Raw genomic sequence first — 10416 nt, 5'->3', positions numbered from 1 at the left:
GGCCCCCGGGACCGGTGGCACCGGTGACGCCCTGGGTTCCCTGCGGACCCGTGGCACCGGTCGCGCCGGTGACGCCCTGGGTTCCCTGCGGACCCTGAACACCCGGGATGCCCTGCTCGCCGGGCACGCCCTGATTGCCCTGGGTTCCCTGCGGGCCCCCGGGACCGGTGGCACCGGTGACGCCCTGGGTTCCCTGCGGACCCGTGGCACCGGTCGCGCCGGTGACGCCCTGGGTTCCCTGCGGACCCGTGGCACCAGGCACACCCTGGGTTCCCTGCGGACCCTGGGGACCCTGCTGACCCGCCCCGACGCCTCCGGGACCCTGCGGTCCCTGGGGACCGCGGTCACCCTTGGGGCCACGGTCACCCTTGGAACCACGGTCACCCTTGGGGCCACGGTCACCCTTGTCGCCCTTCGGGCCCTGCTTGCCTTCCTTGCCCTGCGGACCCTGCGGGCCCTGCTTGCCCTGCGGCCCCTGCGGGCCGCGATCGTGGTGGCCCCTGTCGGCCCACGGATCGTTGGAGCCGGCTGTCACGGCCGCATTGCGATCGCTCGACCTCTCGATCGCGTTGGCGATGGCAGCCGTGCTCGAGGCAACGTTGAGCGCCACGGCGAGCGCGCTCGCCGATACGAGCGTGGCCGACCTCAAACGTGAACTTCGGATCGTTCTACGGTTCAAGAGAACCTTCCTCAGGAACTGGGAGGGGATCAAACCGCAAGCACGCGCAGTCGGTGCGCTTCGTTCGCATGCGGGTCACGTGCCCTTGGCCACGGACGAGGACATTCTTTACTCACGGTGACGGAAATTTACGCAGCAAACACAGTGCATGGTCGGTGAATCACCCGAGCAGCCTCAATACGCCCGAATTGGCCTACGTTCGTTCCCCCGTACCTCTTTCGTGCGGGCCCTAATTCCGCGGACACCTCCGCCCAAGACGCTGCTCGGACGGTCTCTGCGGCAATCGGCACACCCCTCGGAGGAGGGGCAGAAATGGCAAGACGAGAGCCGAGGGGATTGACCCCGCTCACATGGTGACGCGCATCCCGCAGAACACGGACATACGACCACGGAGTTGTTTCTCCCGCCCTTGAACCACTCGTGCAATCACCCTCCACTACGCAGCGCTCCTTCCCGGCGCCATTCACCGCCCGGCTGGGGCATGACGACGGACCGGGGGTCCTCCAGCAGGCCCAGCAGATAGTGGCCGTAACCGCTCTTGAGCAGCGGCCGGGCCAGTTCGCGGAGCCGGGCGTCGTCGATCAGACCGGCCCGCCAGGCCGCCTCCTCGACACAGCCGATCTTGAAGCCCTGGCGCTCCTCGACCACGCGGACGTACTCCGATGCCTGGACCATCGAGGCGAAGGTGCCCGTGTCCAACCACGCCGTGCCCCGGTCCAGCCGGACGACGCGCAGGCTCCCGTTCTCCAGATAGGCGCGGTTGAGGTCGGTGATCTCCAACTCGCCCCGGGCGCTGGGCCGCAGACTCCGGGCGATGTCGACGACCCGATGATCGTAGAAGTACAGTCCGGGCACGGCGTACCGCGACCGGGGCCGGGCCGGCTTCTCCTCGATGGACAGGGCCCGGCCCAGTGCGTCGAACTCCACGACGCCGTAGGCCGAGGGGTTGGCCACGGGGTAGGCGAACACCGTGCCCCCCTGCACGTCCGCGTTGCGGGCCAGCCGGGTACCGAGGCCGCTGCCGTGGAAGATGTTGTCGCCCAGGATCAGGGAGACCGGCTCGCCGCCGACGAAGTCGGCCGCCAGCAGGAAGGCCTGGGCGATTCCCTCCGGGCGTTCCTGTGCCATGTAGTCGAATCGCAGTCCGAGTTGACTGCCGTCGCCCAGCAACCGGCGGAACTGCTGCTGGTCTTCCGGGGTGGTGATGATCAGAATTTCTCGGATTCCGGCCATCATCAGTGTGGAAAGCGGATAATAGACCATGGGTTTGTCGAAGACCGGCAGCAGTTGCTTCGACACCGTGCGGGTCAACGGCCACAGTCGCGAGCCGGTACCTCCGGCCAACAGGATTCCGCGCATGGCATCACCATAGGCGAATTGTCCATGAATGCTGCTTTTGGGCACGAGGTGCGCGTCTCTGCGGACTCGGCCGGCCACCGCCACTCGCACACCGAAGAGGCCGGGTGCGCACGCCGTTGTGCGCACCCGGCCTCTCGGGTTCGTCGCCGCGGCCGGCCGGGACGACGTTGCAGGTCAGGGCAGGTCGGTCAGCCGGCCGCGGAGCCTTGAAGGGGACCGCGTCAGCCCAGGCGCTCGACGAGCGCGCGGTACTGGTCCCACAGCTCCTCGGGCGTGTGGTCGCCGAAGGTGTTCAGGTGGTCGGGGACCAGCCCGGCCTCCTCACGCCATACGTCCTTGTCGACCGTGAGCAGGAACTCCAGGTCGGACTCGGACAGTTCGAGGCCGTCCGTGTCCAGGGCGGCCTTGGTCGGCAGGACGCCGATCGGGGTCTCGACGCCCTCGGCGGTGCCGTCCAGGCGCTCCACGATCCACTTCAGGACGCGGCTGTTCTCGCCGAAGCCCGGCCAGACGAACTTGCCCTCGTCGTTCTTGCGGAACCAGTTGACGTAGTAGATCTTCGGCAGCTTGGACTGGTCGCCGTCACGCTGCTCGGCGGCCTTGCCGACCTTGATCCAGTGGCCCATGTAGTCGCCCATGTTGTAGCCGCAGAACGGCAGCATGGCGAACGGGTCGCGGCGCAGCTCGCCGACCTTGCCCTCGGCGGCGGCCGTCTTCTCGGAGGCGACGTTGGCGCCGAGGAAGACGCCGTGGTTCCAGTCGAAGGACTCCGTCACCAGCGGCACCGCGGAGGCGCGGCGGCCGCCGAACAGGATCGCCGAGATCGGCACGCCCTTGGGGTCCTCCCACTCCGGTGCGATGATCGGGCACTGCGCGGCGGGCGTGGTGAAGCGGGCGTTGGGGTGGGCGGCGGGCGTCCCGGACGCGGGGGTCCAGGAGTTGCCCTTCCAGTCGGTGAGGTGCGCCGGGGTCTCCTCCGTCATGCCCTCCCACCACACGTCGCCGTCGTCGGTCAGGGCGACGTTGGTGAAGACCGAGTTGCCCCACAGCGTCTTCATGGCGTTGGCGTTGGTGTGCTCGCCGGTGCCGGGCGCGACCCCGAAGAAACCGGCCTCGGGGTTGATCGCGTACAGCCGGCCGTCCTCGCCGAACCGCATCCACGCGATGTCGTCACCGATGGTCTCGACGGTCCAGCCGGAGATCGTGGGCTCCAGCATGGCGAGGTTGGTCTTGCCGCAGGCGCTCGGGAAGGCGGCCGCGACGTACTTGGCCTCACCGGTGGGCGGGGTGAGCTTGAGGATCAGCATGTGCTCGGCCAGCCAGCCCTCGTCGCGCGCCATGACGGAGGCGATGCGCAGGGCGTAGCACTTCTTGCCGAGCAGCGCGTTGCCGCCGTATCCGGAGCCGTAGGACCAGATCTCGCGGGCCTCGGGGAAGTGCGAGATGTACTTGGTGGAGTTGCACGGCCACGGGACGTCCTCCTGGCCCGGCTCCAGCGGGGCGCCCAGGGTGTGGACGGCCTTGACGAAGAAGCCGTCGTCGCCGAGCTCGTCCAGCACCGGCTGTCCCATGCGGGTCATGGTGCGCATCGACACCGCGACGTAGGCGGAGTCGGTGATCTCGACGCCTATCGCGGACAGCGGCGAGCCCAGCGGGCCCATGCAGAACGGGACGACGTACATCGTCCGGCCCTTCATCGAGCCGCGGAAGATCCCTCCCTTGCCGTCCGCCCCCTGGAAGATCTCCCGCATCTCGGCGGGCGCCTTCCAGTGGTTGGTCGGGCCGGCGTCCTGCTCCTTCTCGGAACAGATGAACGTCCGGTCCTCCACGCGGGCCACGTCGGACGGGTCCGAGGCCGCGTAGTAGGAGTTGGGGCGCTTGATCGGGTCGAGTTTCCGGAAGGTGCCCTTCCGGACGAGCTCCTCGCACAGTCGCTCGTACTCGGCCTCGGATCCGTCACACCAGACCACGCTGTCCGGCTGCGTCAGTTCGGCGATCTCATTGACCCACGAGATCAGTTCCTTGTGGTGGGTGGGGATGACGGGGGGAGCCGCGATGTCGCGCGCCACGATCGCTCCTAAATGAGGGGTTTTTGTCTTGTCGCCCCGTGGGGGCTGCGACCCGGACGCTTCGTAGCCGCTCATCCGGTGCCGACCGCACTCATTTGATCATCCGACGAGAGTGCCCATCTGTCCAGGGGGCGTCACAGGTGAGCGACGTGAGTAATGCCACGATTCCCGCGATTCTTTGCGTCCACGTTGGGTTCGACTGAAGGTCTTTTTGCGTTCGGGCCAGTCGCCGCTGCTCACGGTCCGGGTCTGACAGGCGACTTACGGTGCCGTCGGTATCATGCGCGCATGACTGCGTCCGCCCCCGACGCGCCCCTGGACACGCCGGCCGCCGGCCGCGGTCCGGTCGCGCCCACCCCGCCGCACCCGGTCAAGCCGAAGCTGCGCGGCTGGCTGCATCTGGGCATGTTCCCGGCCGTACTCGTCGCGGGGCTCGCACTCACCGCGCTGGCCGGCTCCGCCCGCGGGCGGATCGCCTGCGGGATCTACGCCCTCACCGCCTGCCTGCTCTTCGGCGTCAGCGCCCTGTACCACCGGGGCGACTGGGGGCCGCGCATGGGCGGCGTACTGCGCCGGCTCGATCACGCCAACATCTTCCTGATCATCGCGGGCACGTACACGCCGCTCACCCTGCTCCTCCTGCCCGGCACCAAGGGGCAGTGGCTGCTGTGGGGCATATGGGCCGCGGCGGCCGCCGGCATCGCCTTCCGCGTCTTCTGGGTCGGCGCCCCGCGCTGGCTCTACACCCCCTGCTACATCGCGATGGGCTGGGCGGCCGTGTTCTTCCTGCCCGACTTCCTGCGCACCGGCGGCATCGCCGTCCTGATCCTGGTCGTCGTCGGCGGACTCCTCTACAGCGCGGGCGGCGTGGTCTACGGCATCAAGCGGCCGAACCCGTCGCCGAGCTGGTTCGGCTTCCACGAGGTCTTCCACTCCCTCACGCTGGCCGCCTTCGTGGTGCACTACGTGGGCATCTCGCTGGTCGCGTACCAGCACGCGTAACGCGACACGCCCTCTCCCACCCGGCCACGGCTCGCACGAGCCGTGGCCGTTTTCGTGCGCCCGGAACCCGACGCCGATTGACGTGCTTTATTTTTTGAGAGCTACTTTCATTTCATGGTTGCTCTCACTTACGCTGAAGACGCGCGGCGCGATCCCCGCCGCTGGTGGGCCCTCGCGGCCCTGGTCGCGAGCATGCTCGTGCTCGGCTTCGACATGACGATCCTCAACGTGGCCCTCCCGACCATGGCGAAGGACCTCGGCGCCACCACCGGACAGCAGCAGTGGATGGTGGACGCGTACGTCGTCGTCTTCGCGGCGCTGATGCTCCCCGCCGGACTGCTCGGCGACCGGTTCGGACGGCGCCTGATGCTGATCGCCGGGCTCGGCGTCTTCCTCGCCGGTTCCGTGGTCGGCGCCCTGGCCGCGGACGTGCACGCGGTGGTCGCCGCCCGCGCGGTCATGGGGGTCGGCGGGGCCCTGGTCATGCCGCTCGCCCTGTCCGTGCTGCCCTCGATGTTCGGGCCCGAGGAGCGCACCAAGGCCGTCGGCGTCATCTCGGCCGCCTCCGCGCTCGGCCTGCCGCTCGGCCCGATCATCGGCGGCTGGCTGCTGAACCACTTCTGGTGGGGCTCGGTGTTCCTGATCAACGTGCCCATGGCCGCCATCGGTGTGGCCGCCTGCGTCTTCCTGCTCCCAGAGACGCGGGATCCTGCGTCCCCGAAGGTCGACACCCTCTCCACGGCACTCACGGCGACCGGCCTCGGCGCGCTGATCTACGCGATCATCGAGGCTCCCGACCGCGGCTGGGGCGACCCCCGCGTACTCGCCATGTTCGCCGCAGCCGCCGTCCTCCTGGCCGGGCTGGTACTGCGCGAGCGCCGCGAGGCCCGCCCCATGCTCGACATGACGCTGCTCGCCCGGCGAGGCTTCCTGTTCAACACGATCGCCGCGACCCTCGTGATGTTCGTGCTGAGCGGACTGATGTTCGTGCTGCCGCCCTACCTCCAGGCCGTGCTCGGCCACGACGCGCTCGGCACCGGGGTGCGGCTGCTGCCCATGATGGGCGGGCTGCTGGTCGCCGCGAAGGGCGCGCAGCCGGTCGTCGCCCGGTTCGGACCGCGGGCCGTGGTCACCGCGGGCCTGGTCGTGCTCGCCTTCGCCGCGCTGCTGGGCAGCCGTACGACGGTGGACTCCGGCTACGGCTTCACCGCCCTGTGGCTGTCGATCGCCGGTGCCGGCTTCGGCTTCTCCGTCGTCCCGGCCATGGACGGGGCGCTGGGCGCCCTGCCCGCCGACCGGGCGGGCAGCGGCTCCGGCCTGCTGATGACGCTGCGCCAGGTCGGCGGCGCGGTCGGCATCGCCCTGCTCGGCAGCCTCCTGGCGAGCGCCTTCCGGCAACGGCTCGACGTCACCGGCCTGCCCGCCGGCACCGCCCACACCGCCGAACGGTCCGTGGTCGCGGCACACCTCGTCGCCGAGAGGACGGGCTCGGCGCACCTCGCGGCCTCCGCGAACGGCGCGTACGTGCACGGCATGGGCCTGGTGCTGCTGGTGGGCGGGATCGCCTCGGTGGTGGCGGCGCTGCTGGCGGCCGCGTTCCTGCCGGGCGGCGCCCGCGGCGCCGTGGAGGCCGAGCCGGGTCAGGACCCGGCCATGGCCCGGCCCTGACCCGATGCCGGACAATGACCTTCATGACGGCCGCACGTACCAGCACCCCAGCCGACCGCCCCACGATGGGACTGAGGGAGCGCAAGAAGCTCAAGACCCGGCAGGCGATCCGTACGGCGACGTACGCGCTGATCGAGGAGCAGGGGTACGACGCCACGACGATCGAGCAGATCGCCGACCGCGCCGAGGTGTCGCCGTCGACCGTCTTCCGTTACTTCCCGACCAAGGAGGACATCGTCCTCACGGACGAGTACGACGAGATCATGCTGGAGGAGCTGCGGGCCCGGCCCGTCGACGAGCCGTGGATGGACTCCCTCCGGCACGTGATGCACAAAGCCCTCGCGCTGGGAATGAGCGACGAGCCCGAGGTGTCCCGGCTGCGCGCCCGGCTGGGCGTGGAGGTTCCCGCGGTCCGCGCCCGGATGATGGAGAGCATGTCGGCAGCCGGCCTGCTCATCCGCCAGGCCGTCGCCGCCCGCACCGGCCTGGACCAGGACAGCCTGGAGGTGCGGGTCTTCGCCATGTCCCTCATGGGCGGCCTGATGGAGGTCTCCCTGTACTGGGCCGAGAACGGGTGCGAGGGTGAGCTGAGCGACCTCATGGACCGGGCCATGGACGTCCTGGAACACGGCCTGCCCACCGGAAATCCGTGAGCCCACGGCCCTCCGCCCGTGCCATCCTGTCCGGGTGAACGGTCCCGTGATCCACGTCGGGTTCGACCCCGGCCTGCACCTGTTCGTCCCGCACCACCGGCGCCCCGGCGCCACCGCGGTCGTCACGGACGGCGTCTCGACGCTCGGCCACGTCGTGGAGTCCCTGGGCGTGCCGCTCACCGAGGTCGGCGCGCTGGTGGTGGACGGCCGTGAGGTGTCGGTGTCGTACGTGCCGCGGGCGGCCGAGACGGTCCAGGTGTGCGCCGTCGCACGCCCCCAGCAGGTCCCCGGCGCTCCCCTGCGCTTCCTCCTCGACGTGCACCTGGGCACCCTCGCCCGCCGGCTGCGCCTGCTGGGCGTCGACACCGCGTACGAGTCCACCGACATCGGCGACCCGGCGCTCGCCGCCCGGTCGGCCGCCGAGAAGCGGGTCATGCTGAGCCGCGACCGGGGCCTGCTGCGCCGCCGTGAGCTGTGGGCCGGCGCGTACGTCTACAGCACCCGCCCCGAGGACCAGCTCCAGGACGTCCTCGACCGCTTCCGCCCCGAGCTGCGCCCCTGGACCCGCTGCACCGCCTGCAACGGACTGGTGCGGGAGGCCACGAAGGACGAGGTCGCCGACCAGCTCGAACACGGCACGCACCGCACGTACGACGTCTTCGCCCGCTGCCTCGACTGCGGCCGCGCCTACTGGAAGGGCGCCCACCACGACCAGTTGGAGGCCATCGTGGAGCGCGCCCTGGCCGGGTACGCCGACCGGAGCTGACGTCCTTCCCGAGTGGGTGCCCGGTGCCCGGCTCAGCCGCCGAGCACGGTGCGCAGGCGGTCCGGGTCGGTCGTGGGGGCGTCGCAGGTGAAGTCGCGGCAGACGTAGGCGGTCGGCTCGCCGTGGACGAGAGGGCGGTCGGCGAGCAGCGGGAACTCCTCGCTGTCCGGAGTGCCGTACGCGACGACCGCGCCGGGGGCGGTGCCCAGAAGTGCCGTACGGTGCAGGGCCCTTGCCGCCGCGTCGTCGAGGGACGGGCCGACGACCGCGACCTCGCGCGGGCCGTCCAGCAGGGCCTCGGCGACGGCCAGCCCCCAGCCGGTGAAGCGCGGAACGCGCGGGCCGAGCGCGCCCACCACGCCAAGCGCCCGCTCGGCGGCGGTGCGGTGGGCCTCGGAACCCGTGTGGGCGGCGTAGCCGAGCAGGGCGCCGGCCGCCGCCGACCAGCCGGAGGGGGTGGCATTGTCGGTGGGGTCCTGGGGCCGGCGGATCAACTGCTCGGCGTCGGCGGCGGTGTCGTACAGGGCGCCCGTCTCCGGGTCGGCGAACCGGGTGAGCACATGCCCGAGGAGCAGCCCGGCGAACTCCAGCCAGACGCCCTCGCCGGTGACGGAGGCGAGGGCGAGGAAGCCCTCGGCGACGTCGGCGTAGTCCTCCAGCACCCCGGCGTTGGCTCCGGCCCGGCCGTCCCTGCTGGTACGACGCAGCGCGGCGTGCTCGTCCATGTGCAGCCGGACCAGCAGATCGGCGGCGCCGACCGCGGCCTCGACCAGGTCCGGGCGGTCGAAGTAGGCGCCGGTCTCGGCGAGGGCGGCGATCGCCAGCCCGTTCCAGGCGGCGACGACCTTGTCGTCCCGGCCCGGTGCCGGGCGCTCGGCCCGCTTCGCCAGCAGCCGGCGCCGTACGGACTCGACCCGGTCGGCGTCGAACACGCCTTCTTGCACGGGGAGTTGCAGAACGGAGGCGCCCTGTTCGAAGGTGCCCTCCTCGGTCACGCCGAAGCAGCGGGCGGCGAGTTCGGCGTCCTCGGCGCCGAGTGCCTCCCTCAGTTGGGCGGGGGTCCACACGTAGTAGGCGCCCTCGACGTGCCGGCCCGTGCCGTCATCGCTGTCCGCGTCCAGGGCCGAGGCGAACCCGCCTTCCGCCGTGCGCAGTTCGCGCACCATGAAGTCGGCGGTCGTGAGGGCCACCCGGCGGGCGAAGTCGGAGCCGGTGGCCCGCCACAGGTGGGCGTAGACCCGGCACAGCAGGGCGTTGTCGTACAGCATCTTCTCGAAGTGCGGCACCACCCAGTCGCGGTCGACGGAGTACCGGGCGAAGCCGCCGCCGAGCTGGTCGTGGATGCCGCCGCGGGCCATCCGCTCGCAGGTGTCCGCCGCCATCTGGAGGGCTCCCTCGGAGCCGGTGCGGGCGTGGTGCCGCAGCAGGAACTCGATCACCATCGACGGCGGGAACTTCGGCGCGCCGCCGAACCCGCCGCGCCGGGCGTCGTACTCCCGGGTGAGCGCGAGCAGCGCCTGCGCCGCCTCCTCGTCCCCCGGCGGCCGCGCGGTGCCGTAGCCGATCTCCCGCTGTGACAGGTCCCGCACGATCTTCCCGGCGACGTCGGCGACCTCGTCCCGCCGGGTCTGCCAGGCCTGCCGCACCCCTTCGAGGACCTGCCGGAAGGAGGGCATGCCGTGCCGGGGCCCGGGCGGGAAGTACGTGCCGAAGTAGAACGGCTCGGCGTCGGGCGTGAGGAACACGGTCATCGGCCATCCGCCCTGCCCGGTGGCCGCCTGCACGGCCTCCATGTACACGGCGTCGACGTCGGGCCGCTCCTCGCGGTCCACCTTGACGCTGACGAAGTGCTCGCCGAGGAACGCGGCGGTGGCCGCGTCCTCGAAGGATTCGTGCGCCATGACGTGGCACCAGTGGCAACTGCTGTATCCGACGCTCAGCAGCACGGGGACATCGCGCCGCCGCGCCTCCTCGAAGGCCTCCGCCGACCACGGCCACCAGTCGACCGGGTTGTCGGCGTGCTGGAGCAGGTAGGGGGACGTCTCGTGGGCCAGTCGGTTCGGCATACCCCCATCCTGCCTCACCCCGCGCCGCCGGACGCGGAGGGTGATCGCACCGCGACTCCTCGTGTGCCCGCAGCTCTTCGCTTCCCGGGGGTCGGCGGCGGTCGGGACATGTGATCGCCGCCCCCTCGCGCTCCCGCGCGAGCCGAAGGACACT

7 protein-coding genes and 1 CRISPR repeat array are annotated in these 10416 nt (G+C 71.0%); of the genes, 4 read left to right on the top strand and 3 right to left on the bottom strand.

What is annotated here, in order from left to right; all coding sequences use genetic code 11:
• Positions 1–20 precede the first annotated feature (20 nt).
• Positions 21–244: a CRISPR direct-repeat array (repeat unit 26 nt; unit sequence CCGGTGACGCCCTGGGTTCCCTGCGG).
• 861 nt (positions 245–1105) lie between these two features.
• Both rfbA and ACIOWN_RS19730 read right to left on the bottom strand, forming a co-directional pair.
• On the bottom strand, positions 1106–2038 hold the full coding sequence (gene rfbA, locus ACIOWN_RS19735) for a glucose-1-phosphate thymidylyltransferase RfbA (protein ID WP_362346288.1): 933 nt from the start codon (positions 2036–2038) through the stop codon (positions 1106–1108).
• A gap of 221 nt (positions 2039–2259) precedes the next feature.
• Positions 2260–4107 (bottom strand): phosphoenolpyruvate carboxykinase (GTP), encoded by a 1848-nt coding sequence (locus ACIOWN_RS19730; protein ID WP_401982927.1) that lies wholly within the window; start codon positions 4105–4107, stop codon positions 2260–2262.
• Between the two features lie 288 nt (positions 4108–4395).
• On the opposite strand from ACIOWN_RS19730, the gene ACIOWN_RS19725 reads away from it, so the two are divergent.
• The 4 genes from ACIOWN_RS19725 to ACIOWN_RS19710 all read left to right on the top strand — a co-directional run bounded on the left by ACIOWN_RS19725 (position 4396) and on the right by ACIOWN_RS19710 (position 8196).
• Positions 4396–5109, top strand: a complete 714-nt coding sequence (locus ACIOWN_RS19725) for a hemolysin III family protein (RefSeq protein WP_401982925.1) — start codon at positions 4396–4398, stop codon at positions 5107–5109.
• A gap of 114 nt (positions 5110–5223) precedes the next feature.
• Entirely contained in the window at positions 5224–6777 is a 1554-nt protein-coding gene (locus ACIOWN_RS19720; protein ID WP_362346294.1) for an MFS transporter, read from the top strand.
• A gap of 14 nt (positions 6778–6791) precedes the next feature.
• Positions 6792–7430 carry a TetR/AcrR family transcriptional regulator gene (locus tag ACIOWN_RS19715; RefSeq protein WP_401982923.1) on the top strand — a complete coding sequence of 213 codons (639 nt, stop codon included), beginning with the start codon at positions 6792–6794 and terminating at the stop codon, positions 7428–7430.
• 34 nt (positions 7431–7464) lie between these two features.
• Positions 7465–8196 (top strand): Mut7-C RNAse domain-containing protein, encoded by a 732-nt coding sequence (locus ACIOWN_RS19710; RefSeq protein ID WP_401982921.1) that lies wholly within the window; start codon positions 7465–7467, stop codon positions 8194–8196.
• A gap of 32 nt (positions 8197–8228) precedes the next feature.
• Here ACIOWN_RS19710 and ACIOWN_RS19705 read toward each other — a convergent pair whose 3' ends face one another.
• Positions 8229–10262, bottom strand: coding sequence for a thioredoxin domain-containing protein (locus ACIOWN_RS19705; RefSeq protein ID WP_401982919.1), 2034 nt, complete (start codon positions 10260–10262; stop codon positions 8229–8231).
• Positions 10263–10416 lie beyond the last annotated feature (154 nt).

Origin of the sequence: Streptomyces sp. NPDC087787 (genome assembly GCF_044743035.1) — a bacterium.
Taxonomy (GTDB): Bacteria; Actinomycetota; Actinomycetes; order Streptomycetales; family Streptomycetaceae; genus Streptomyces.
The sequence above is the reverse complement of the archived record's forward strand: the minus strand, read 5'-3'. Positions and strand labels throughout refer to the sequence as shown.